Genomic DNA, 25,344 nt, shown 5'->3' with positions numbered 1-25,344 from the left:
CCTGTTGTCTGCTTAGATAAGCGTGGCGTTGTTACTATTACAGGTAGCATAGTAGGATTTACGTATGTTTTCACCGTCTAAGCATGGCTCTATAACTGGCCGCTCTACAAAGACTGACTCAGCAGAGAAGCGTCGTTTAAAAAATAATAATTTAGATAACGAGAACCACGCAACCCCCTCTACCCAGAGTCGCTTGGCTCAGCTTTGGGCATTTATTACCAGTCATCCAAAGGCGATTGCCGCTGTTATTTTACTGGTCTCGATGACGCTGTTTTTGACGCTCAATGTCAATGGTCATTGGGATTTTGCCTTGCCACTACGAGGTAAAAAACTGCTGGCGCTCATGGTAGTCGGCTATGCGATTGGCGTATCGACTCTGCTCTTTCAAACCTTAACGCACAATCCTATTTTGACCCCTTCTCTACTGGGCTTTGACTCTCTGTATGTACTGCTCCAAAGCTTATTGGTGTTTTTTTTGGGCGCGATGAGCTTTACCAGCATCAATCCTATTGCCAAATTCGCCCTTGAGATTGTCCTGATGTTTGGCGCGTCGTTATTGTTATTTCGAGTGCTGTTCTCAAAAAGCAGTCAGGATTTGACGCGGCTAATACTGGTGGGCGTTATCTTTGGGGTGTTATTTCGCAGCTTATCAGCATTGATTGCGCGCCTGATTAACCCCGATGATTTTGTCGTAGTGCAGTCAGCCAGTTACGCGCAGTTTAATACCGTCAACCCGCAGCTATTGGGGATTAGCTTCATTATTTGCACCATTAGCGCGCTGTGTATTTGGCGCTGGCGCTATCAATGCGATGTCTTGATGCTCGGTAAGGCGCAAGCGATTAATTTGGGCATTAATTATCAACGCCTCGCATTTGGGCTATTAACAGTCATTGCGGTATTGGTCGCCACCGCCACGGCACTGGTCGGGCCGGTAACTTTTTTTGGCTTGCTGGTCTGCGCCTTGACCAATCGCATTGCACGGCATATGTATCATAGCGAGCGCCTGATATTGGTCAGTTTGGTGGCGATGATTTGTTTGGTTCTTGGTCAGACGCTGTTTGAGCAAGTACTGGGCATGGCGGGAGTGTTATCCGTGGTGATTGAGCTGGCGGGCGGCTTGGTGTTTTTAATTTTGATTTTTATGACTCAGCGTCGTTGATAACATGTCGTACTAACCTATATAAAAAATCATAAACTATTTAAAACTGATTAAAATTTATCTAAAAAATAAGAATTATTATGATTAAACTCGATAATATCTCCCACCATATCGGCAAACAACAAATCCTGCATGACATCAGCTTATCCTTACCAAGCGCCCAAGTAATTGCCCTAATCGGCCCCAATGGCGCGGGCAAATCTACCTTATTTTCGGTCATGGCAAGGCTACAACCGCTACAGTCTGGGAAAGTGATGTTTGGTGAGCATGACATTGTCAGCTGCCCTGCGCGCACTTTGGCTAAGACGGTGGCGATGCTTGGGCAAGACAACCAAGTGCAAGGTCGTCTGCGCGTGCATGAGCTGCTGATGTTTGGCCGCTATCCGTATCATCAAGGACAGCCGAGCGCGGAGGACGAGCAAAAAGTACAAGAAATGATCGAGCGTTTTGAGCTTGAGCCATTAGCCGAGCGTTTTTTATCGACACTCTCTGGTGGTCAGCGGCAACGCGTGCTGATTGCGATGATTGTCTGTCAAGACACGCCGTATCTACTGCTCGATGAGCCGCTAAACAATCTGGATATGTACCATGCAGGGCGTCTGATGCGTGAGCTGCGCGAGCTTAGCTGCAGTCAGCAAAAAACCGTGGTCATCGTCCTACATGATATCAACCAAGCCGCGCAGTTTGCCGATACTGTGGTCATGATGAAAACTGGCCAAGTGATGGCGGTTGGGCAGCCTGTCGACGTCATCACTAAAGATACTATAAAAGACTTATATAACGTCGATGTGACAGTACTTAACCATCAAGGTCGGCCAGTGATTGTCGATACATTGTTATAGTTATAGTTATAGTTAAGCAAGACTGTAGCTACGTCACCTTATAACCCTAATGCAGCATCTTCGCGTTTGACGATTTTATGCTCATCTTCATTGCTATCAAGTTTCCAGTAGCTGGAGATATAAAGATGACTCTTAGCCACTTCTTTTTGTTTAAAGTACTGACGGAGCGCTCGCATACTATTGAACTCGCACGCCGCCCACACTGCCACCTCTCCAGCCGGCCAGCCTAGCGTCTTAATACGCTCAAGAATGGGGTAATGATTGCTGCTTGCTTCGGCATTGATTACCCACTCAAGCGTTATATTCTTCGGCTTTTGTAGCGGCTGGATATCATCCTCACTCAGCACCTCGATGACGGCATAGCCCTCGGCATCCTCAGGCAGCTGTGCTAAGTTTACCGTGATGGCGGGCAGCGCGGTCATATCACCCGCCAATAAAAACCAATCCGCCTCATGATTGATAAGCTTTTTGGCACCAGGCCCACCGATCAAAATAGTATCACCGATTTGTGTGGTTTTGGCCCAATGTGAGGCAGGACCTTCAGCGCCTTTGTGATTGAGATCATGTAAGACAAAGTCAACATCGATTTCATCGTCACGTTGCTGGATAATGGTATAAGTGCGCATGATGGGCTTTTTTCCTGTCTCCCCTGCAAACATCAATTTGATATAGGCGCTTTCTTGCTCGATTGGGAAGTCTTGCATGCCCGCTCCGCCAAGCGTAATGCGGCGCATGTTTGGCGTGATATCAGCGATGCCTTTTACTTCTAATACTCTTGGATTAGGTTTGGTCATTTTTTATCCTTTTAGCTGTCTAGTTAACCCACTTTAAAAACGATACAGTGCTACTGGGATGAATTTTGTGCAGCCTCTGTGTAAGCAGCACGCAAAGAAAATTTATACCAGTAGCACAGTCATACAACCATCTTGGTGAGGTCTAAAATTACGATAAGAAAAGCCAGCTCTCCTCGTCAGACAGCTGGCTTTTTATTTTTCATCAGTCACACTACGATTATGCAGTCAGAGCTGATAGATTTTAGAGTTGACGACTTTTAGAATTGATAGGTCAAAGAGGTTTTGATATTACGACCCATCTCAAAATCTGTAGCCGTAGCATCAGCTGGATTTAAGCGTGAAGCGTGGCTAGCATAAGTTTCATCAAACAGGTTATAAACCCCAACTGTGGCTTTTAGACCATCAAACTGACGTGGTGAATAGTTCACATACACATCGTGCACATCATAGCTTGGCTTGGTGTCTTGGTTGTTATCGGTGAGCGACGCGACATAAGTACTGCGCCAGCCTAGTCCCACCTCATCACTTGGCTCGTAGTTTAGATTGAGCATATAGCGATCACCCGAGTCAGCACCACTGCCACTCACTGATGGGATGCTGTCGCCTGTTTCACTGCCTTCACTACGGGCGCGCGCATAGCTAAGACCCATGCCAAAGTCACGAGTGCTGTAGTTGGCTGCCAGCTCAACCCCTTTAATTTCGTAGTCCTCGGCACTGTTGTACATACCTTGGCATTCACCGCCGATTGCTCCTGTCTCACAGTCAAGCCCAAATCTTCCTGGGCGATTACCAGTTCTCATAAACAGCTGATAGTTTTCGATATTTGATTTAAAGTATTTTGCACTTAATTGTAGCGCATCATCGGCAAGCGTCAGCCCTCGTAGCGTAGTCGCGACACCTACTTCAGAGTTATAGCCTTCTTCTGGTTTTAGGTCATCATTGACATAGATACCATCACCATTGCTGTTAAATATCGCCTGGCCTAAATCTGGACCATTGAACAGCTCTGTGTAGCTGGCAAACACTTGCGTACGCGGCGCGATTTCATAGCTGGCTGCCAACGCACCAACCACATTGTCATACGTTTTGCCGTCCGATACAAACTCAGGAGACTCATAACGGTCGTAACGAACGCCTGGTGTGAGGGTTAGTTTACCCATCTGCCACTGGTCTTCTAGATAGACTGAGGTGTTTTTGGCTTCATCATTACCTGTACGCGCACCGTCGCGCGCCATCTCTGACTCTTTTTGGTAGTGCTCAGCACCTGCGATCAGCTTATGGCGACCCGACGCACTCTCAATCACACTGGTGTTTTCAACTTTCGCGCCAGTGGTTTTTATCTTAGCGTTCCAATCATAGCCAGGCGTGACTTCAGTATCATTATCACGCAAGATCTCGGTCTCGGTCTGATAGATATTGGCATCAACATCAACCAAAGGGTTTACTGGATTAAAGTTATAATCGACAGTGTAAGTATCTCGGCTTACCTTTTGCGGTATTCTCTCATCACTCAAACTCGGAAAATCTGGACGAAATGGAAAGATACCTTTTTTTTCGGTACGGCTAAAGCTGGCGCCCACTCGGTGATCGTCAAGGATCGAAACCCCTGCTTTTAATAAGATGTTTTCGCTTTCGCTGTCTTCAAAAAGCTCACGGCCGCTACCATCTTCGCCAGAATCTGCATCGCGCTTGCCATAGTAGGCCAACAAATCGACGTTGTCAGTTGGGGCACCATAGACGGTGGCTGATGTCAGTAGCTCGTCGTTGTTACTGCCGTATCCTGCGTGTAGTTTGGCACCGACCTTTTGACCCGGTTTGAGTAAATCTACTGCATCGACCGTTTCAAATGCTACTGCGCCGCCGATGGCATCGTTACCTAGCGTGACAGAGTTGTTACCCACTGCCACTTCTGCTTGTTTTAATAGGTCTGGATCGATGGTGATATCACCCATGTGATAAAACATCGCGCCTTCTTGACGCGCGCCATCAATCGTCACTTTTAGATTGGTGTCGTCAAGACCGCGCACACGCACGCGCTGATTGACCGATGAGGTGCCACCGACCTCAACCCCTGGTATGACATCCAAAAAATCACTTAAGTGGCTTGCCTGCGCAGCTGGCGTATAGTCTTCGACATACACCCCATCTTCTTGAACTTTGTCTCGTACTGAGCTGTTGGCCGTGACGGTAATGGTCTGTAGTGTGGTACTTGGCATGTCGTCTGCTGCCGCACTGGCTGCCTGCGTCCACAATATGGCTGCCACGCCCATAGATAACACGGTCAATTGATTGGATGAGATTGGTAACTTTACTTCACGCATAACACACTCACTTTGATGACGATCAATATTAAATTTTAGCTGTGACTGTAGCCTGTCCGGCATTTATCAATGCATTGCTATATCGCCACATTGACAAACACCAAGACGCTACAGCATGGCTCACATACGAATAACATTAATAATATTAATGATAATTATTAGCATTTAAATAATGACAGGCATCATAACCAAGTATTAACAATTTGGCAATAATGAATGTGAAAAATTAAGCGTTTTAATGATAATTTGTAAAGGCCGTCGAAAAACCTAAGGGAGGAAGATGGCGATTGACGCATCAACGTCATAAATCAATATCATAAAAAAGATAGGCAGATACCTTGTTTTTCTTGTACTACTGTACTAGAATGCTGAAACAAGAGAATTTGTTCTGTTATTTATTATCTGACTGATTATTATAAGACGACATACCATGAGTACCAACCCTTATCACAGCTTATTACAGCATTTGGCAAACTGTCCTGATAGTGCGGATATCGAGGCGTTGTTTCGCGCGCTGCTGACAGAAAAAGAGCAACAAGAGATTGCCAACCGTATACGTATCTTTGATTTGCTGGCGCGCGGCGTGACCCAACGTGAGATATCTGAGCAATTAGGGGTTGGTATCGCCACTGTCTCACGCGGCGCCAAGGCGATGCAGGCGCATGACGTCAGCGCTTTATTGGCGACGCATAGAGAAAGTGCGTAAGCGATTAGCCATTATATCAATTTTGCTTAGTATCAACTTTGCTTAGTATCAATTCTGCCTATCTCTATCTGACACCTATCTAACTCACTTTGGACATCACTATGACACCTACCCTACAGCACAATCCGCCTGCGGCGATTGAGATTCCCAGCAAACCAAAACGCATCAAACTCACCCAAGATATCGATTTTTTTGCGTTATTTAAACGTATTGAGCGTGCTTTTGAGACCTGCTATCTGCTTGAGTCACTAGGCGAAGATGGACATATGGCGCGCCATCATGCTATTGGTTTTGACCCTGTGATGACCATTGCCGCTATTGACCGCACAACTTTGGCAATTACTGATAATCAAACCGCCAAAACCCAGCACTATCAAACGGACAACCCTTATGAGCTACTACGCAGCATCACCCCGCAGCACGTCATCGCTCGTGATCAAACAGGCGGACTGGTCGGCTACTTAGGTTATGACAGTGTCAATTTTTTTGAGCCAAGTCTCAATGCAAAGGCAAGCGACGATTTTGAACCCTTTAAATTTGGCGTCTATCTCGATGGCCTAACGCTAGATAAGATGACCGGAGAAATCTTCTATTTTTACTATCCTACCGAGCAGCAAGACAATCGTATCGAGCAAATCAAGGCCTTGCTTGATGCACCCATCCCCTGCTATGAGCCACCCTCGGTTGAGTTTTTGGCTGATGGCATGAGTCAAGATGAGCATGCGCGCGCCGTCATGCAAGTCAAAGAAGACATCATCTCTGGGCGTATCTTTCAGTGCGAGGTGGGTTTTAAATCCAAATATCGTATCGCCGGTGATAAGATGCCGATTTATGAAAAGCTGCGCGCGGTCAACCCATCACCGCACATGTACTTTATGAAATTTGCTGAGCAGTGCATCATTGGTGCCTCCCCCGAGCTGCTGTTTCGCCTGCGACAAGGTGAGATGGAAACCTATCCACTGGCTGGCACCGCCAAACGCGGCGTCGATGTCGCAGAAGACCGTCAGCTTGCCCGCGCGTTGCTAAACGATTCCAAAGAGATCGCCGAGCACAATATGCTGGTCGACTTGCACCGTAACGACATCGGCCGTGTCGCGCGCTTTGGTACGGTAAAGGTGCGCAGCCTGATGGACATCAAACGCTTCTCACATGTGCAGCACATTTCCTCTGAAATCGTTGGGATTTTGCACCCTGATGAAGATATGTTTAGCGCGCTTGCCAGCAACTTCCCTGCCGGTACTTTATCAGGTGCGCCAAAAGTCGAAGCAATCAAAGTCATCAACGAGCTAGAGCCTGATGGCCGCGGTGCGTATGGCGGCGCGCTTGGCTCGTTTAATTTTAATGGCGATTGTATTTTTGCCATTCCTATTCGTAGTCTATTTATCAATGGTGAGTCCGCCTACGCGCAAACCTGCGGCGGCAATGTCTACGACTCCAACCCTGCTGATGAATACTTAGAAATCCAGCGTAAGCTCTCTGCCATGAAAGTGGTGTTAGACAGCTTTATGACCGCCTAAACCCCTCTCTACTTCAGCAAAGAGTGATGACTTATGAATGTTTTGATTATCGACAACTACGACTCGTTTACCTTTAACTTATATCAATATATCGGCGAGATTTTGCAAACCATGGGAGACGATAAAGACGGCGCTAGCGCTGCAAACGTCATCGTCAAACGCAATAATGAAATTACCTTGGCTGACGTACAAGCGATGAATCTTGACCGCATTATCATCTCACCTGGCCCAGGGGCACCTGATGATCCTGCTTACTTTGGTATTTGTGCAGAAGTCATCAAAATCATGGGAAAAACCACGCCGATATTGGGCGTCTGCCTAGGCATGCAGGGTATCGCCCACGTATTCGGCGGCGATGTGATACGAGCTCACGTACCGATGCATGGCAAAGTCTCCGCCATTCGCCATGACGATGCAGGTGTTTATCAAGGCTTGCCGCAAGAGGTAGAAATCATGCGCTATCACTCGCTTATGGTAAAGGCAGATACGCTACCTGACTGCTTAACCGTCACTGCTGTCGTTGCCAATGACGCCCATCATCACTTGAGCCTGACAGAGGCGGCGCTCGCAGGCGATGAGATAATGGGATTGCAGCATAAAGACTATCCGATTCAGGGCGTGCAATTTCATCCAGAGTCATTTGCCACAGAAGGTGCCAAACGCTTGCTAAGCAATTTTTTACTGCAAGTTTAAATCATGCAGCCCAAGTAAATCGACTTTTAAGTTTAATGGACTTGTGTTAGTCCTTCATTAACGCTTTAATGTTAGACTGAAAATAACAAACAAAAGGCAGCCTTTTATCAGGTTGTCTTTTGTTATTTTAGGCGCGTAGTGAGCAAACAGCACCTACTAGGCTGCCAGCTGCTCGCTTATTGTTTGAATTTTCTAGAAAATAAAATAGAGAGCGATATGGCACACACGGAGAGCGCGATGACAGCGCGGCAGTCATGGATAGGCACCATTCAAATCATTAGCGCTGCGGTCTGTTGGGGCACGCTTGGGATATTTTCCACCTATCTAAACCAGAGCGGCTTTAGTGGCTGGCAGATTACTATTTTGCGCATCGTGAGCGCCGCTTTTTTGGTGCTGGTCATGCTACCAACGCTCTGGCTCCATCTGTCTGCTCTAAGACCAAAGCAGTGGCTGGGGCTGGCGCTGCAGTCCTTGATAGGCGTGCTTGGTATGTCGCTCTGTTATTTTTTTGCCGTCATCTATGTCGGCGCGGGCCCTGCGGTTGCTTTGCTATATACCGCACCAGTGTTTAGCCTGCTGTTTTCTGCGGTGTTATTGCAGGAGCCTATCACTCGCCAGTCAGCGCTACTGGCACTCATGGCGGTGTTTGGTGTGGGTTTGACGATGCTGGGTGATGCGGCAAAAGTCAACTGGGGTATCGCGCTTGGGCTGCTATCTGGCGTGTGTTATTCGCTCTATGGTGTCCTTGGCAAACGCGCGATGCACTATGCCCACCCTGCCCCGTTGGTGTTTTTTACCTCAATTATCATCAGTGCTGGCGTACTGCTGTTGTTGCCTGAGACGTATCGTACTTACGGGCAGCTATTTGCCTTACCGCTGGCCACCTGGGGCTACGCACTGGGGCTTTCCTTGATTGGTACGGTGGTGCCGTTTGCGCTGTATATGAAAGCATTAGAGAAACTGCCTGCCACGCGCGCATCGGTGTTTACTATCTTTGAGCCATTGACCGCCATTGCTTTGGCGCTACTGCTCCTGCATCAGGCGCTTTCATGGATACAATATGTAGGCGTGGTACTGATTTTGCTGGCGGCTTTATTGAATGCCATGCTAAATGGCACGACTACGCGCGTACCAAGGTGGCTCAGACGGCGACCAAAACCTTTTTAACAAAACAAAAGCCTCAGTGAAAAAATAGATTAAAAACAAATAAAGCCCCAACCATGACATCATGGCTGGGGCTGTTTTTTGCATAAAGGCTTTATATAAGAGTCACAAGGTTGCGCCAGACAATATCTACCCAATTACTGCTCGATACGCTGTAAAAACGCTTGCGTGCGAGGATGGGTAGAGTCTTCAAACAGCTGCTTGGCGCTGCCCTCTTCGACCACATGGCCGCCCTCAATCAAGACCACATGATCGGCCACATCACGAGCAAAGTTTATCTCATGGGTCACCACCACCATCGTCCAGCCCTCTGAGGCCAACTGCTTCATGGTGCCAAGTACGTCTTGTACCAGCTCTGGATCAAGCGCTGAGGTTGGCTCATCAAACAATAACAGCGACGGTTCAATGGCCAGCGCACGTGCGATGCCGATGCGCTGCTGCTGCCCGCCCGAGAGCTGAAACGGATACAGATCTGCTTTGTCTGCCAAGCCCACCTTATCGAGCAAGGCCAGCGCCTGCGTACGCGCTTGGGCTTTGCTTTGCCCTTGTACCACCGTTGGCCCAAGCATTAGGTTCTCTATCGCTGTTTTATGCGGAAACAAATTATAAGACTGAAACACCATGCCAGACTTACGCTGCAGTGCTAGCAGGGCTTTTTTCTTAGGCTTGGAGGCAAAGTCTACCGTCAAGCTACCGTCTTCAAAAGCAATAACGCCCTGATCGGGTATCTCCAGCGCATTTAGGCAACGCAAAAACGTGGTTTTGCCCGACCCTGACGGCCCAAGTATCACCACCACCTTGCCTTTTTCGATGGTCAAGTCGATGCCCTTTAGCACTTGATTGTCACCAAAGGCTTTGTGAATATTACTGACTTGAATCATAGAGGTTTCCGCTGACAAATAAAGAATAATAACAAAACACGAGTAAGCAAATAGCTACTACCATACTTGGCTCGTCGCTTGAGTGAAATGGCGGCAGTGGCCGATACTTGTCGGTTATTTGGCCACATAACGATCGAGTCTGGTCTCAAGCTTGCCTTGGATAAAGGTCAAAAACAAACAAATGGCCCAATAAATAAAAGCCGCTTCGGTATAAACCAGCATAAACTCATAGTTGCGGGCGGTAATGATCTGCGCTTGCTTAAATAGCTCTGTGACCAATACCAGCGATGCCAATGACGTGTCCTTGACCAGACTGATAAAGGTATTGGACAAAGGCGGTACCGATACCCGTAACGCTTGCGGCAAAATCACGTGGCGAAAGGTCTGCAGATACGTCAAACCGACCGTCGAGCCTGCTTCCCACTGGCCTTTTGGAATCGACAAAATCGAGGCACGCACCGTCTCTGAGGCATAAGCACCGATATTGAGCGAAAAGGCAATAATCGCTGAAGGAAACGGGTCGAGCTTGACGCCGACGCTTGGCAGCCCATAAAAGATAATAAACAACTGCACCAGCATCGGTGTCCCGCGAATCGCCGAGACATAGATACGAGCCAGACGGTAGACAATCTCATGCAGCCAGCCTGTACGCGGCACAATACGAATCAGAGCCACGACCAGCGCAATCATCATACCGATGGCAAACGAAATCAAAGCCAGCGGTATCGAATAGTAGATACCGCCCTTGAGCATCGGCCAAAACGAGTCGATGACGATTTGCGCTCGATCAGGACTCATAAAGGGCAGCAGTGCCAATAGATCGGTTAACGCTGAGGTAAGAGACGCTAGCATTATTTTTGTTGACTTATATCAGCACCAAAGAATTCTTCGCTAAGCTTGGTCAGCGTGCCGTCGGCATGCAGCTCGCTCATGGCTTCATTTAACTTCGTCACGACAGCGTCATTGCCTTTTAATAGTACCAAACCTGAACCGCGCTGCTCGTCGGCCGGAGCAACCAGTTTGATCTCAAGGCCACTATCTGGGAATTTTTTTAGATAATCAAGTACGGCCAAATTGTCATTCATGGTAAAGTCAGCGCGGTCTTGTTTGACCAACTGAATCGCTTGCGCCATACCATCGACAGGGACGATTTCGGCTTGATAGCGTTCGGCCAGCTCACCATAGTTACTGCTTAACGACTGGGCGCTACGTAGACCTTTTAGGTTTTCCCACGAGCCATAACGATTGTCGTCGGTAGGCGCTAGTACCACGGCACCAGACCAGCTATAAGGCTGCGCGAGATCGTACTTTGCTTGGCGCTCAGGCGTCGTTAGGCTGACTTGGTTGGCCACCATATCAAAACGCTTCGAGTCTAAGCCTGCGAGCATCGCATCCCACTGGGTTTCTTTAAACTCGACTTCAATACCTAACTTATCCGCCACCGCACGGGTAACTTCGACATCGTAGCCGGTCAGCTTGCCGCTTTCATCGTGATAGGTAAACGGCGGATAGGTACCCTCAGTACCCACATTGATCGTGCCGCCATCGTTGATGCGTTGCAGCATATCAGAGCCACCGCTCGCGGCGTTATCAGTCGCATTGCTATCGGCGTCATTGGTAGTAGACTGACCACAAGCAGCGAGCAGGACTGTGCTGGCGGCGAGGGCTAAAAGAGTACGACGTTTCATAAGGCGTCCTTATAAGATGAATGAATAAGTCTAAAAGTGTCTAGCAGAAGTATAATGTGCCCATGCTGTAGGCAAAAGCTGTATAAGAAAACAGTATGATAAAACCATGCAGGCAAACACCTTTACAAACAAATCGTACTTGGACAGTGTCCGCACAGCGCGCATCGGCTTTAGCTGCCCGATTTGAGGACTGCAGATAATTTTTTCAATACTGTGTTGGCTACTTTCTGCATTTTCTTATCACAGCCTGTCCCTATCTTTCAAACAAAGGGTTTAAAACAAAAGGGTTTAAAACAAATAGTTTTCAAACAAAAAAACTCAATTGTTTCTATATTAACGCACTTAGGTAAGAATAAACGTACAAAAACAGTGAGCAACAGCCAATTTTGCTCGTTTGTGGTCACAGCTCGCCTGAGAACTGATAGCGCTCCCCTGCGTGCCACATTTTCACAAAGGTCAACACCTTCCCTGCTGAATAGGTCTGACGGCGCAGCACTAATGTGGGAGACTGCGGGGCAATCTGTAGCAGCGCGGCGATCTCATCTGGTGCTGCTAGCGCCCGAATGGTATAGCTACCGCGCTCCAGTGGACTTTTGGCAATCAAGTACTCACTGGTGTTAATAATGCTAAAGTCTTGCTCGATAAACTCAGGTAGCTTTTGTGCATCGACCCAGCGCTCCTCAAACTGTATGGGCAGGCCGTCGGCGAAATGAATGATTTTCACTTCGTATAAGACCGCCGCACTACTATCCGCCGCGCTCCTCGCGCCTGAGATTGCCGCACTGTCGATAGCAAACTTACGGCGCAGCTCATCATCTAGCATACTTGTGGTGATCACACGTTTGCTCACCACCTGCGCTTGATAATTGCGGTTGGCCGAGCGCAAGTCTTGGGCGATATTGCGCACCTCTACAAAAGTATGATTAAACTGCTGCTGGGCGACAAAGGTCCCTGAGCCTTGCCGGCGCTCCAGCACTCGCTCCTCGCTCAGCTCTTTTAGCGCACGGTTGACCGTCATGCGCGATACACCAAACTCCTCAGCCAGCGCCATCTCTGTAGAGATGGCCTCACCTGCTTGCCACTTCCCTGAGTGAATATTGTCCAAGATTGCGTTTTTGATCCGCTGATAAGCGGGAACTTGTTTTGTCATGTCCGTGTTTTACCGTCAGTTTTAGCAAAATAATAGCCTCATAATACCATGACCATCCGTCGCCGCGGCAGCCCTCATCCATTCATCACTACCTGCGTTGGATCACCGACCACAGAAGACAAAGAAAAGCCGGCACTAAGACAGACTTACGTCAAAGATCTTACCCCATACAAAAAATGCTTGCATGAAAAATAAATCTTTGATAATTTGTATATACAACTTATTAAGCAATTCCAATATTATCGCTAAATGCCTCGCAAATAGACCACGTAAACACGCGGCGTAAATAAGCGACGCACACTCAAAAGGATCTGTTCATGACTACTGCCAAGGAAACCACCACAGACAACACCCTTAAGGCAAACACCTTTACCCGCCGTGATGACAGCCGTGATATCGCTGCACCCACTGGCAATACGCTGCATTGCAAGAGCTGGCTGACCGAAGCGCCGTATCGTATGATTCAAAACAACCTGCACCCTGATGTGGCCGAAAACCCAAAGAGCCTAGTCGTCTATGGCGGTATCGGACGCGCTGCCCGTAATTGGGAAAGCTATGATCAAATCCTCGCCTCTCTTAAAGAGCTAGAAGACGATGAGACCTTACTCGTACAATCTGGCAAACCCGTTGGCGTCTTTCAAACGCATGAAAATGCGCCGCGCGTGCTCATTGCCAACTCCAACCTTGTCCCGCGCTGGGCAACGTGGGAGCATTTTAACGAGCTGGATCGTAAAGACTTGTTTATGTATGGGCAGATGACCGCTGGCAGCTGGATTTATATCGGCACCCAAGGCATCGTCCAAGGCACTTATGAGACTTTTGTGGAAGCAGGTCGCCAGCATTATGATGGCGATTGGAGCGGACGCTGGATTTTGACCGCTGGTCTTGGCGGTATGGGCGGCGCGCAGCCATTGGCCGCAAGCTTTGCTGGTGCGACCTCTTTAAACATCGAATGTCAGCAGTCCAGCATTAATTTTCGCTTGCGTACTGGTTACGTCGACAAGCAAGCGGACGATCTTGACCATGCTTATGAGCTGATTAAGCAACATACCGCCGCTGGTGAAGCCGTCTCTATCGCCCTACTTGGTAACGCCGCCGATATCCTGCCTGAAATGGTCAAGCGTGCGAACGCAGGCGAAATCAAACCTGACTTAGTCACTGACCAAACCTCCGCTCATGATTTAATCAATGGCTACTTGCCAAGTGGCTGGAGCGTTGATGAGTGGAGGGCGGCGCAAGAAAACCCAGAGCAACACGCCGCACTGAGCAAAGCTGCCGCCGCCTCTTGTGCCGTACACGTACAAGCCATGCTGGATCTACAAGACATGGGTATCCCTGCCACAGATTATGGCAATAACATCCGCCAAGTGGCCTTTGATGAAGGGGTAACAGACGCCTTTAATTTCCCAGGTTTTGTCCCCGCTTATGTGCGTCCGCTGTTTTGCCAAGGTAAAGGGCCGTTTCGCTGGGTGGCGCTATCAGGCGATCCAGAAGATATCTATAAAACTGATCAAAAAATCAAAGAGCTGTTCCCTGAAAACATCCATGTGCATCGCTGGCTGGATATGGCAAAAGAGCGTATTCAATTTCAAGGCCTGCCAGCCCGCATTTGCTGGTTAGGTCTGGGCGAACGTGATAAAGCAGGACTTGCCTTTAACGAGATGGTCAAAAACGGTGAGCTCAAAGGCCCCATCGTCATCGGCCGTGACCATTTGGATACCGGCTCTGTTGCCAGCCCAAACCGTGAAACTGAGAGCATGAAAGACGGCTCAGACGCGGTGTCGGATTGGGCGCTATTAAATGGTATGCTCAATGTCGCAGGCGGCGCCACTTGGGTGTCCCTCCATCATGGCGGCGGCGTGGGCATGGGCTACTCGCAGCACTCTGGCATGGTCATCGTCGCCGATGGTACAGATGACGCAGCCAAGCGCTTGGCGCGCGTACTGGTCAATGATTGCGGCTCAGGGGTGATGCGTCATGCCGATGCCGGCTACGAGCTGGCGATCAAAACCGCCAAGGACTATGGTTTACATCTGCCGATGATTAAATAGCTTACCCAATACATTTTATCAAGGAGGATAATATGATTGAGCAAAACACCATAAATCACGCCGATACTGATGCTATGACGACGTCGCCATCGTCTAACAAACTGCTGTCGAAACCCATCGCACTATTACAACTTATCGTCTTTAGTGCTATTGGCTTAGTGATGTTTTTTGTGCCCTTTACCATCGGTGACAAAAGCACGATTTTGTTTGATCATGGGGCCACTTATCTGGTCACTCAGCAACACACCTTATCTGTGACCTTATTGTTTTTGCTGATGATATTTGGTGTTGGCAAGCCATTCATAGACGGTTCATGGCGCAAAAACCTTACCCACAAAATCCTGACCGTGTTTAAGATAATCGGTTTGGTTTTGGCGGTGATGTATATGACTGGCACCGCCCCTGCCTATATGATGGAAGCTGACATGCTGCCATTTTTGTTTGAAAAGCTGGCATTACCTGTGGGTATGATTGTCCCTATTGGGGCATTAATCTTGGCATTTTTGGTGGGTTTTGGTTTGCTTGAGATGGTCGGCGTGCTAATGCAGCCGATTATGAAACCTATTTGGAAAACGCCTGGCTCATCGGCAATTGATGCCGTTGCGTCTTTTGTGGGTAGTTACTCTATTGGTTTATTGATTACCAATCGTGTGTACCTACAAAAACAATACTCAGCGCGTGAAGCCGTCATTATTGCTACTGGGTTTTCTACGGTATCGGCAGCGTTTATGGTGATTGTTGCCAAGACCTTAAACCTAATGGAGTTTTGGAACGTATTTTTTTGGTCAACACTGGTGATTACCTTTATCGTCACCGCTATTACCGCTCGTATTCCGCCCATCAGCCTTTTTGACAATGACGTTGAACGCCCGCCACTCGATCATACCCGTGGCAAACGGCTGGCCGCCGCGTTTGATTTAGGCTTAGCGACGTCGCGTCAGGCAACTGTTCTAAAACAGATTTTATGGTCCAATTTTCGCGATGGTCTAATGATGGCGGCTGCCATTGTGCCCTCTATTATTGCTGTCGGGCTGACCGGTCTTTTGTTAGCCAAATACACCCCAGTGTTTGATGTATTGGGTCTGCTCTTGTATCCATTTACATGGCTCGGCGGCTTGCCAGAGCCTTTAGTGGCTGCTAAAGGGATGTCTGCTGGGCTCGCTGAAATGTTTTTACCAGCACTACTACTCAGTGAGGCAGATATCCTAACACGCTACGTCGCTGGGGTGATATCGATTAGCAGCGTGCTGTTTTTTTCTGCCATGATTCCGTGTGTACTCGCAACAGAAATTCCAGTATCGGTTGGCAAAATGATCGTCATATGGTTTGAGCGTGTAGCCCTTAGCGTCCTAATCGCAGCCGCGTTCGGACATTTTGCTATGTATGTAGGCTGGATGGCTTAAATCGCGTCATCTGCCAGCATCAGCGCCGAGCCGATACCATTAAGTAAATCAGAACACTAAAGCATATTATTCATATTGTTTTTAACCTTGGGACTCTCCTATGACCGCTATCAAAACCCTGACTCTCCACCCTCGCCAGCTAAGCTTTGAGCTGCTACGTGATATCTATAATCACCCCGTCCACCTTACCTTACCCGCCAGCGCTTATCAGGCAATCGATGCCTCGCACGACGATGTACGCACCATCATCGCACGTGATAAGAGCGCTTATGGCATCAATACCGGTTTTGGCCTGTTAGCAAAAACCCGCATCAGTGATGATCAGCTCGAATTGCTTCAACGCAACCTGATCATCTCGCACTCAGTGGGTACTGGTGAGGCGCTACCAGACAACGTAGTCAGGCTGATTATGGTGATGAAAGTAGCCAGCCTCGCTCAAGGCGTCTCTGGCGTCCGCCGTGTCGTGGTCGATAGCCTACTTGGCTTAATTAATCATCAAATTACGCCAAACATTCCGGCCAAAGGTTCTGTTGGTGCTTCTGGCGACTTAGCGCCTTTATCGCATATGACGCTGGCAATGATGGGCGAAGGCGACGTCTACGTTGACGGCAAAAAAATGCCTGCCGCTGAGGCATTAACGCAGCATGGTCTTGAGCCTATCACCCTAGCAGCCAAGGAAGGCCTTGCCCTTATCAACGGTACACAAGTCTCAACAGCACTGGCACTGCGCGGTTATTTCTTAGCAAGAGATTTATTAGAGACAGCAACCATCGTCGGCTCCATGTCTATTGATGCCGCCAAAGGCTCGGATGCGCCTTTTGATGCCCGTATTCATGAAGTACGTGGTCACCATGGTCAGATAGAGATCGCCAAAGCCCACCGTCAACTAATTAAAGGCAGTGCTATTCGTGCTTCCCACAATGACGAGCAAGATGATCGAGTACAGGATCCGTATTGCTTACGTTGTCAGCCACAAGTGATGGGCGCTTGCCTTGATATCATCAACCAAGCAGGCAAAACGTTATTAATTGAATCTAATGCGGTGACGGATAATCCGCTTATTTTTAATAATGAAGATGGCCCAGTGGCTATCTCAGGGGGTAACTTCCATGCCGAGCCAGTGGCCTTTGCCGCAGATATGCTCGCTTTAGCAATCGCTGAGATTGGCTCTATGTCTGAGCGCCGTGTGGCACTATTGATTGACGCAACCTTATCAGGTGGCCTACCGCCATTTTTGGTGGAAAATGCAGGGGTAAACTCCGGCTTTATGATCGCTCACGTGACTGCCGCGGCGCTAGCCTCAGAGAACAAGTCTATCGCCCATCCTGGCAGTGTCGATAGCATCCCAACCTCTGCCAATCAAGAAGACCATGTGTCGATGGCCACCTATAGCGCCCGCCGCCTATATGAGATGGCGCAAAATACCGCTACCATCGTTGGCATTGAGCTATTGGCTGCTGGTCAAGGGATTGACTTCCATCGTAACCTTGCTACTTCCGAAGCATTACAGGCCGCCCATCAAAAGTTGCGTGAGCAAGTGACTTTTTATGACAAAGATCGCTATCTAGCCCCCGATATCGAAGCGGCAAAACAGCTGGTATTAGATGGTGCACTGACAAAGCATTGGCAGGCACTGCGTAGTGACTGGTACGAGTCTAAATAAATAGCATCCTTTTATAGTAAGTGCTAAATAAAAAGAGTACAGCTTTTATGGCGTGCTACTGGGATGAATTTCATGCAGCCTCTGGAATGACGAAGTCGCACAGCAAGCAAAGAAAATTTATACCAGTCGCACTGTACTTATCTTATAGCGGATCAAATATACACAAGCAATACGGATTAAAGGAAATCAGCGATGAGCCTATCAATGTCTGACACAGCCGTGAGCCACAGCGCCGCTGATATGAGCCGCTGGACGGGACGTGCCGAGCCGTTTGAGTCTGCACGCGCCCGCTATTGGTATCAAATAGCGCAGCCTTATACCTTTGATAGCAGCAGTCAACAAAACAGCCAGCAAAATGGCCAGCGCATTGGGCTGGTCGGCTTCGCTTGCGACCAAGGTGTCAGACGCAATCAAGGACGCGTGGGAGCCAGAGCGGCGCCGCCTTTGATTCGTCAAGTATTTTCGGCGCTGCCCGTCATCGCTGAGCTACAACAACGCTTTGATGGGAAACTATCAACGCTACTGGGTGATGCGGGCGATGTTCATTGTCACGATAATGATGACTTTGCCGAGCGTACCCTTGAACAAGCTCAATTAACCTACGCTGATAAAGTCAGTCACATTATCCAGCAAGGCGGGCTACCCATTGGACTTGGTGGTGGTCATGCCATCGCTTATGGCAGCTTTTTGGGATTGTGGCAAGCGCTGTCATCAAAAGCCGATCAGCCTACTCATGACGTTAGCAATGTCGAAAACTATTTTGAAAATGATGTCAAAAGCCATGTAAGCACAATGCCTACCATCGGGGTGATTAACTTTGATGCGCATCTAGATATTCGCCAATCTGATGTTGCCACCTCTGGTACGCCATTTCGCCAAATAGCCGAGCACCTTGCAGCGCAAGACCAGCCATTTCACTATTGCTGTATCGGCGTTAGTCGGTTTTCCAATACTGCCGCGCTCTTTGACCGTGCTGAGCAGTTAGGCGTTCATATCATCAGTGACGAAGACTGCACCAATAAAAAATGGAAAACACTTGCGGCGCAAATAGAAACCTTTATCAATGACGTTGATGTCATCTATTTAACCATTGACATGGATTGCTTGCCAGCAAGCGTGGTACCTGGTGTCAGTGCACCCGCCGCTTATGGTATTAATTTGGCATTCGTTGAGCGCGCGGTCAAACGTATCATGGCATCAGGCAAAGTAAAAATGGCTGATATCGCCGAGATTAATCCGACCTTTGATATTGATACACGCAGCTGTAAAGTCGCCGCTCGCCTCTTAGCCACTATTATCGAGCAGCATTTACTTTTAACATAGACAAAAAAATAGTTGGTTAACCACAAGCAGGAGCTTATTATGAACCACACTAGCGCCCAAATACTTGACAACAATGCTACTAATACCCTGACTTCATTTGATCACGTTATTATCAATGCCAATCTTGCCACCTTTTCAGCGCAATACGGCTTTGATATTTACAGTGACAAACAAAGCGCCAATCAAAGCAATGATCAAAACAAAAGCACCCCTTATGGTCAATTAGAAAACGCCGCTATCGGTATCAAAGACGGCAAAGTCGCATGGGTTGGTACGCATGAGCAAATCAAACCGCATCTGACTCATTATAAAAGCGATCAAATCAAAGACGTACATGGCAACTGGATCACGCCTGGACTTATCGATTGTCATACCCATATCGTGTATGGCGGCAATCGCAGCAACGAGTTTGAAGCACGCTTGCAAGGTGCCAGTTATCAAGATATCGCGGCACAAGGTGGCGGCATCGTCTCGACAGTGAGCGCCACCCGCGCAGCAAGTGAAGAAGAACTATTTACCCAAAGTGAAAAACGCTTGCTCGCCCTCATAAAAGAAGGCGTGACCAGTATCGAGATCAAATCTGGCTATGGGCTAGACTTAGACACTGAACGCAAAATGCTAAAAGTCGCCCGTGCACTCGGCGACAAACACCACATTCATGTTAGCACCACGTATTTGGCCGCCCATGCGCTACCGCCAGAGTATAAAGACCGTGCCGATGCGTATATCGAGCAAGTTTGCCAGTGGTTGCCAATTTTGCATAATGAGGGCTTGGTCGATGCGGTCGATGGTTTTTGTGAAAACATCGCCTTTACTGCTGAGCAAATTAAGCGGGTCTTTGACGTTGCCCGTTCATTAGACTTGCCTGTGAAGCTGCATTCTGAGCAGCTATCAAATATAGGTGCGAGCGCTTTGGTAGCAGAATACCAAGGGCTATCAAGCGACCATCTTGAGCACTTGGCAGAAGCCGATATTAAAAAAATGGCCGCAAGCAACACAGTAGCCGTGTTATTACCGGGTGCTTTTTATACGCTGCGTGATATTAAGTTGCCACCGATTGAAGCGTTGCGCAAGCATCAAGTGCCGATGGCTATCTCAACCGATTGCAACCCCGGTACCTCGCCGCTCACCTCGCTGTTATTGGCGATGAATATGGGCTGTACCTTATTTTATCTCACTACGGAAGAAGTACTGGCAGGGGCGACCGTGCATGCAGCGCAAGCATTAGGCCTCGCCAAAAAAGGCAAGATAGAAGTCGGCTGTGATGCTGACTTGGTATTATGGGATATCGCCCGCCCTGCTGACCTTGCTTATCAGATGGGGCTAAATCCTATCACAGGTATCATGGTACAAGGCAGATGGCGTGAGACGGTATAACAAACCCCTATAAAAACCTATTCATAACAAAAAATCTGGCAATACCTTATTGCCAGATTTTTTCTATTTTCAAAACTCAAACAAGCCTGAGCACCTTCTTCTTTATACTGTAATAAGCACATGACAAAAACCTAACCCACCGTCTATACCTTAATTACATTGATATGCCAGATATGCTTGATCAATCACTACCAAATATCAGTAGCAGCCATCTTGCTGCAGAAGCATTTGCCGCTCTACCGCCTATCACGCAGGCGCAGTTAATACGAAGCCAGCGTGTGATATTGATTGCCAACAACCCATCGATAGCTACAGCGAGCTTAGAGGCGCTATTGCAGCCTACTGATATGTTGGTGTTATTTAATGACTTTATTCATGCAGATTTCTTTGCCAATCATCCGCTCGCCAAAGATTTACCAAAGCTACTGTTTTTTAGACAAATCGGTGACAGTCAACTGCATTTTGGTCTACCACCTCGCAGCAATAATGTGACAGCGATGCTCGATATGGCGAAGCAAGCACCGCTTGGCATCTTGTTTGGGAATGCTGCCTATCAGTTCCCAATGCCATGCGACGACCCAAATCCCACTGATGACCCTATAACCGCTAACCGAGTGCTAGAGATTCCAGAGCAGCTTGAGAAAATATTACGCAGCGATGAGTATTGCCGCATGTTGTCAGAGCAGCATAAAGTAGTGGCAGATTATCCTATCTTTACTGATATCCATTCATCGGCACCGACGTCAGGATTTTTATTATATCGGTTATTCTTATCTGCACGCCTGCACATTCAACAAAAGCAGAAAGCTAAGACGCTGCTATCAATAGTGATGTTGGGTTTTAATAATGATGATAAAACTGCGCATTTTTGGGAAGGTCATAACTGGGCGTTTGAGCGGCAAGCGCTTGCAACGCCGCCGACAGGTGTGGAGATTATCCGTCAGTATTAGTTGCTCATCAAAATTAAATGTTCATCAAAACTAACTACTCATTGCTACTAGTGATGTATCGGTATTAGAGTGCTAAGAGCCGTCTACACATACGGTGCATCTGGACAATGTGCGCCGTCAATCTCAGCGCTACTTGGCTGCCGAAGAATCTCAATGGGCACTGTCTGCGCCTCTTGCCAATCAATCAAACCTAGCTGTGTAAATTCTACCAGCCAGCCTGCCATCGGCCAATGCTGCCATTTGTCATAAAAGCGATTGGCATTAATCACTATGCTATCGAGATGATTGAGCGGCGGCCGGTAGACGCTGTGCTGCTGATGGTAAACCACGTCGTTGGTCAGATAAAAATCAATGTCTAAAGCACGTGCCATAAAAGCAAAATCGGTGTCTTCAGCGCCGTAGCCGACATAATCGGTATCAAAGCCGCCGATCCGCTCAAACTGATGATGCATTATCGCAAAGCAAAGACTCCAAAATGCGCCATAATCTTGCGTTTTTTTAATATTAGCATCGACATTGTCATTGCGCTGTTGGGTAAAGTTATCACGATAAGGGTTAAATACCGAAAGCTGGTCTAAAGCGTCAGACGCCATTTGACCTTGCTGTAGTTGACTACCCTCATCATCCGTCAAAGGCCGTGTCAAATAACGTGGCTGTCCCATTAGTAGCGCATCAGGATACGTTTTCAATTTATCATATAACCCTTCGATAAAGTCATAGGCGACGATACAATCTACATCCAAAAAAATCATAGTCTCATAGCTAGCACGTGCAGCGCCAAGATTACGGTTACGACCGATATCAAACGAGGCGCTACTCGTCAATCCATGCTCAGTCGCTGTAGTCGTTGCTATCTTAATAATATTTAAATCGTAGTCTGCCAGACGTTCAGCCTCGGCGTCATCATTAACGATAACCACCTCGCTCGGCTTGACGCTACCTTGCGCCAGACTAGCAAGTAGATTATAAAGATGACGATCGCGCCCATAGCAAGTCGTTATTACACTCACGGGAATGGTGTTATATGCGGCGTCTTGAGCTCTGGTTGTCGCTGTCATGGAAATATTTGCTCTTATTATTATAAGTTTCTTTGTTATTTGTGATTTGTTATTTTTTAGGTTTTAAGTCCAACTGCGGCAATAGCCATTCTGCAAACCAAGCTTTTACAGAAATATAGTCAGCAATGCTATTCATAAAGCGTTGCGCCGCCAGATTGGCTTGCTTACTCATCAAAGCAGTCTGCTCATGGTCAATCGACTTATTATTCGTGGAGAGAGAAGACAATAGGTTCTGACTATCCATAGTAGAGGCTTTGGCGATAAACTGTGGCCAACTAAGCGCACGACCTTGTTCGATTAATGCCTCTGCCATCGCTTCTTGCTCACGGTGCGGGCGCACATCAGGCAATACAATAAGCGGCGTCGCATAGTCATAGGCCTGCGCAATTGCATTCAAGCCACACGCCATTAATAGCAGATTACTATAGGCTATAAATGGCGTTACATCATCGACATGGGCGGCAATATCGACACAATGCCGTACTTCATCATTGATAGGACCAAGAGAGACGATTATAGCGTCTGGTAGTATTTGGCGTAGCTTTGGCAACTTGGCATCAATCGCTTCGTGCCCGCCATAGCCTTTAATCACAGTAACGATAGAAGACTTATCGACACTGGCGACCAGTTGTTTATGAATAGCATCATCATGGGTCAATGTCATAAGCTCGTCCATAAACTCACAAAAGCTAGGCAAACCTTGGGCTTTACTTGGCAAAAAATCCAAATATAACGTTTTTTGTCGTACCCAGTCTGGCGTTGCTGCCGCCTCCAATGCTTTAGGATAAGGGGCCAGCAATCCAAGCGCGCCCGCAAAGGCGTTTAAGTGCGGCGCATCATCGCGCTCACCTGCCAGCCGTACATAGAGATAAGGCACGCTAGCAGTACGGCACAGCATAGCCACTTCGGCGCTCACATCAATAATCATCAGGTCAATCTGGCGCTGATGTATCTCATCAAGCAGCTGCCAACTGCGTCTCTGAATGTCTTTGTTACCCACTGGCGAGTAGTGCAAACAGCTTGGCTGCCAATACTCGCCTGCTCGCCCCGCTAGCACATCATCTGGTCGCTCATCCTCAGCGTCTAAACGTACGATGTGCTCATCACTTATACTGCTAAAGCGATAACCATCAGCAGGTAAGCTGGTAAACACCGTCATTTGCGAACGCAGCTCTAGTGATAGTAAGGCGGCCAGTTTATCTGCTTGGCGGCAGTGCCCCGAGCCGTGATGATGAGCATAGTAACCGATACGCATGGTAAATAGCTCCTAAGAGATGAAGGCAGTCATTGATACTCACTACATAAAGAAAAAAGGAAAGAACGCTAGACAAACGCCTCTTGGATGCTATCGCTGTCATCAACCGCTACTGCCTGCTCATATAAACGCAGATAACCATCGACCATTGCAGCGACTGAACAAAACTGCTCAGCGCGAGCACGACAGGCTGTTCGTGAAATATGCTGAATGTCAGCAAACGCTTGTATAAATGCCTTTTTATCCTTTTTGGGTACGATAATACCTGTCTGATGCGTGATAATCTCAGCACTGGCACCGACATCGAAGCCAATCACAGGTGTACCGCAAGCGAGGCTCTCAGCGAGCGTCAGACCATAAGGCTCATCCCAAGTACTGGTAAATAGCATGGCGGTGACTTGGCTTAACTGCTTGTTGATTTGATTCTTACTTAAATGACCAACATAATCAAATAACGGCGCAGCGCTCGCTCTATCGGCTTCTAATAGCGGCGCTACATAGTCATCGAAGTATTCCTCATTACTTTTGGGTCCTGCAATAATCAGGCGCTTACCTGCCGCTTTGCAGTATTCCATCGCCAAATGCGTACCCTTTTCAGGACAGATGCGCCCGTACCAAAAATACACTTCATCAGCAATTGGGTTTGTATTGGCAGTAAATGAGTGGACATCGATGCCGTTATAGACCACATGCGAGGGCACAAATTCAGCAAACAACTGCTGCTGATGACCACTGATCGCTGTAAACTGGGTTTGGGTGCCTTGCCGTAGCGTCAGTAGCGCCAGACGCAGCTGCGGAAAAATCGGCGTATGAAACGTGGTAAAAAACCGCGCGCCAAACGCCTGCCCCATCATCATCGGCACATGGTGCAAGCTATGATTGTGTACTACATCAATCATTCCCATCTCATCACGGCTAATGATATCGCGCAGCGCCTGCTGGTAGACCAAATACTGATACAGCTCCTCGCGGCTCATCTCTACTGACTCATGCTCATTGGGATAAACTGTTTTTTCAAACTCATCACGAGTCATAAAGGGTACTAGTGTGGCATGGGTTTGACTGTCAGCATGAGCGTAGAGCAACACCTGATGGCCTTGAGCCACCAACTCATCACAGATCAGCTGAGTGATCATCTCAAGACCGCCTGCATAAGGCTGGGCAATGGGATATAACGAGTGAGCGATGATGGCAATACGTCGTGGCTTTCTTACTTGAATGTTTGCCCCATCGGTTGTCTCACACGCCGCTGATGACTCAGGCAAGTCATATGTCTTGTGCATAACGATGTTAGAGGTTTTAGCTTTTATATGACTATTGGGGTTGGTTTTGATAGAAGTCAGCATACG

21 protein-coding genes are annotated in these 25,344 nt (G+C 48.0%); 12 read left to right on the top strand and 9 right to left on the bottom strand.

The window, feature by feature from the left end; genetic code table 11:
* The first annotated feature begins 64 nt into the window (after positions 1-64).
* Both J3491_RS03045 and J3491_RS03040 read left to right on the top strand, forming a co-directional pair.
* On the top strand, positions 65-1,159 hold the full coding sequence (locus J3491_RS03045) for an iron chelate uptake ABC transporter family permease subunit (RefSeq protein WP_207969166.1): 1,095 nt from the start codon (positions 65-67) through the stop codon (positions 1,157-1,159).
* An 80-nt stretch (positions 1,160-1,239) separates the two neighbouring features.
* Complete coding sequence (locus J3491_RS03040; RefSeq protein ID WP_207969165.1) at positions 1,240-2,001, top strand: iron ABC transporter ATP-binding protein; 762 nt, start codon at positions 1,240-1,242, stop codon at positions 1,999-2,001.
* Between the two features lie 38 nt (positions 2,002-2,039).
* Here the strand turns inward: J3491_RS03040 and J3491_RS03035 are convergent, their stop codons facing one another.
* Both J3491_RS03035 and J3491_RS03030 read right to left on the bottom strand, forming a co-directional pair.
* Complete coding sequence (locus J3491_RS03035; protein WP_207969164.1) at positions 2,040-2,795, bottom strand: siderophore-interacting protein; 756 nt, start codon at positions 2,793-2,795, stop codon at positions 2,040-2,042.
* A 257-nt stretch (positions 2,796-3,052) separates the two neighbouring features.
* Complete coding sequence (locus J3491_RS03030) at positions 3,053-5,116, bottom strand: TonB-dependent receptor domain-containing protein (protein WP_075100759.1); 2,064 nt, start codon at positions 5,114-5,116, stop codon at positions 3,053-3,055.
* A gap of 430 nt (positions 5,117-5,546) precedes the next feature.
* On the opposite strand from J3491_RS03030, the gene J3491_RS03025 reads away from it, so the two are divergent.
* The 4 genes from J3491_RS03025 to J3491_RS03010 all read left to right on the top strand — a co-directional run bounded on the left by J3491_RS03025 (position 5,547) and on the right by J3491_RS03010 (position 9,199).
* Complete coding sequence (locus tag J3491_RS03025; protein ID WP_075100549.1) at positions 5,547-5,822, top strand: Trp family transcriptional regulator; 276 nt, start codon at positions 5,547-5,549, stop codon at positions 5,820-5,822.
* Between the two features lie 101 nt (positions 5,823-5,923).
* The gene (locus tag J3491_RS03020; protein WP_207969163.1) at positions 5,924-7,339 is read left to right on the top strand and encodes an anthranilate synthase component I family protein; all 1,416 of its coding nucleotides are present in this window, start codon (positions 5,924-5,926) and stop codon (positions 7,337-7,339) included.
* 33 nt (positions 7,340-7,372) lie between these two features.
* Entirely contained in the window at positions 7,373-8,032 is a 660-nt protein-coding gene (locus J3491_RS03015) for an anthranilate synthase component II (RefSeq protein WP_207969162.1), read from the top strand.
* A 138-nt stretch (positions 8,033-8,170) separates the two neighbouring features.
* Positions 8,171-9,199 carry a DMT family transporter gene (locus tag J3491_RS03010; RefSeq protein WP_341534375.1) on the top strand — a complete coding sequence of 343 codons (1,029 nt, stop codon included), beginning with the start codon at positions 8,171-8,173 and terminating at the stop codon, positions 9,197-9,199.
* A gap of 134 nt (positions 9,200-9,333) precedes the next feature.
* On the opposite strand, the gene J3491_RS03005 is transcribed toward J3491_RS03010, so the two are convergent.
* The 4 genes from J3491_RS03005 to J3491_RS02990 form a co-directional block, all read right to left on the bottom strand.
* Positions 9,334-10,077: an amino acid ABC transporter ATP-binding protein gene (locus J3491_RS03005; RefSeq protein WP_207969161.1), complete on the bottom strand. Its 744-nt coding sequence runs from the start codon at positions 10,075-10,077 to the stop codon at positions 9,334-9,336.
* 114 nt (positions 10,078-10,191) lie between these two features.
* Positions 10,192-10,929, bottom strand: a complete 738-nt coding sequence (locus tag J3491_RS03000) for an amino acid ABC transporter permease (protein WP_025644029.1) — start codon at positions 10,927-10,929, stop codon at positions 10,192-10,194.
* Positions 10,929-11,765 carry an amino acid ABC transporter substrate-binding protein gene (locus tag J3491_RS02995; RefSeq protein WP_207969160.1) on the bottom strand — a complete coding sequence of 279 codons (837 nt, stop codon included), beginning with the start codon at positions 11,763-11,765 and terminating at the stop codon, positions 10,929-10,931. Before J3491_RS02995 ends, J3491_RS03000 begins: the two co-directional genes overlap by 1 nt.
* Before the next feature lie 400 nt (positions 11,766-12,165).
* Positions 12,166-12,915: a UTRA domain-containing protein gene (locus tag J3491_RS02990; protein ID WP_207969159.1), complete on the bottom strand. Its 750-nt coding sequence runs from the start codon at positions 12,913-12,915 to the stop codon at positions 12,166-12,168.
* 317 nt (positions 12,916-13,232) lie between these two features.
* Here J3491_RS02990 and hutU point away from each other — a divergent pair, with 317 nt between their 5' ends.
* The 6 genes from hutU (at position 13,233) to J3491_RS02960 (ending at position 21,682) form a co-directional block, all read left to right on the top strand.
* Positions 13,233-14,966: a urocanate hydratase gene (gene hutU / locus J3491_RS02985; RefSeq protein ID WP_207969158.1), complete on the top strand. Its 1,734-nt coding sequence runs from the start codon at positions 13,233-13,235 to the stop codon at positions 14,964-14,966.
* 32 nt (positions 14,967-14,998) lie between these two features.
* Positions 14,999-16,369 carry a YjiH family protein gene (locus J3491_RS02980; protein WP_243456059.1) on the top strand — a complete coding sequence of 457 codons (1,371 nt, stop codon included), beginning with the start codon at positions 14,999-15,001 and terminating at the stop codon, positions 16,367-16,369.
* 100 nt (positions 16,370-16,469) lie between these two features.
* Entirely contained in the window at positions 16,470-18,032 is a 1,563-nt protein-coding gene (gene hutH, locus J3491_RS02975; RefSeq protein ID WP_207969157.1) for a histidine ammonia-lyase, read from the top strand.
* A gap of 204 nt (positions 18,033-18,236) precedes the next feature.
* A complete protein-coding gene (locus J3491_RS02970; protein ID WP_207969209.1) occupies positions 18,237-19,355 on the top strand; it encodes a formimidoylglutamase in 1,119 nt (372 codons plus the stop codon).
* Positions 19,356-19,394: 39 nt separating this feature from the next.
* Positions 19,395-20,732 carry an imidazolonepropionase gene (hutI, locus tag J3491_RS02965; RefSeq protein WP_207969156.1) on the top strand — a complete coding sequence of 446 codons (1,338 nt, stop codon included), beginning with the start codon at positions 19,395-19,397 and terminating at the stop codon, positions 20,730-20,732.
* A gap of 173 nt (positions 20,733-20,905) precedes the next feature.
* Entirely contained in the window at positions 20,906-21,682 is a 777-nt protein-coding gene (locus tag J3491_RS02960) for a hypothetical protein (protein ID WP_207969155.1), read from the top strand.
* A gap of 83 nt (positions 21,683-21,765) precedes the next feature.
* Here J3491_RS02960 and J3491_RS02955 read toward each other — a convergent pair whose 3' ends face one another.
* The 3 genes from J3491_RS02955 to J3491_RS02945 all read right to left on the bottom strand — a co-directional run bounded on the left by J3491_RS02955 (position 21,766) and on the right by J3491_RS02945 (position 25,341).
* Positions 21,766-22,740 carry a glycosyltransferase family 2 protein gene (locus tag J3491_RS02955; protein WP_207969154.1) on the bottom strand — a complete coding sequence of 325 codons (975 nt, stop codon included), beginning with the start codon at positions 22,738-22,740 and terminating at the stop codon, positions 21,766-21,768.
* Positions 22,741-22,789: 49 nt separating this feature from the next.
* The gene (locus J3491_RS02950; RefSeq protein WP_207969153.1) at positions 22,790-23,995 is read right to left on the bottom strand and encodes a hypothetical protein; all 1,206 of its coding nucleotides are present in this window, start codon (positions 23,993-23,995) and stop codon (positions 22,790-22,792) included.
* A gap of 68 nt (positions 23,996-24,063) precedes the next feature.
* Positions 24,064-25,341, bottom strand: coding sequence for a glycosyltransferase (locus J3491_RS02945; RefSeq protein WP_207969152.1), 1,278 nt, complete (start codon positions 25,339-25,341; stop codon positions 24,064-24,066).
* Positions 25,342-25,344 lie beyond the last annotated feature (3 nt).

The sequence above is a fragment of the Psychrobacter halodurans genome, assembly GCF_017498075.1.
Classification (GTDB): domain Bacteria; phylum Pseudomonadota; class Gammaproteobacteria; order Pseudomonadales; family Moraxellaceae; genus Psychrobacter; species Psychrobacter celer.
Note: the sequence above shows the minus strand (reverse complement) of the source record. Positions and strands in the feature narration are given on the sequence as shown.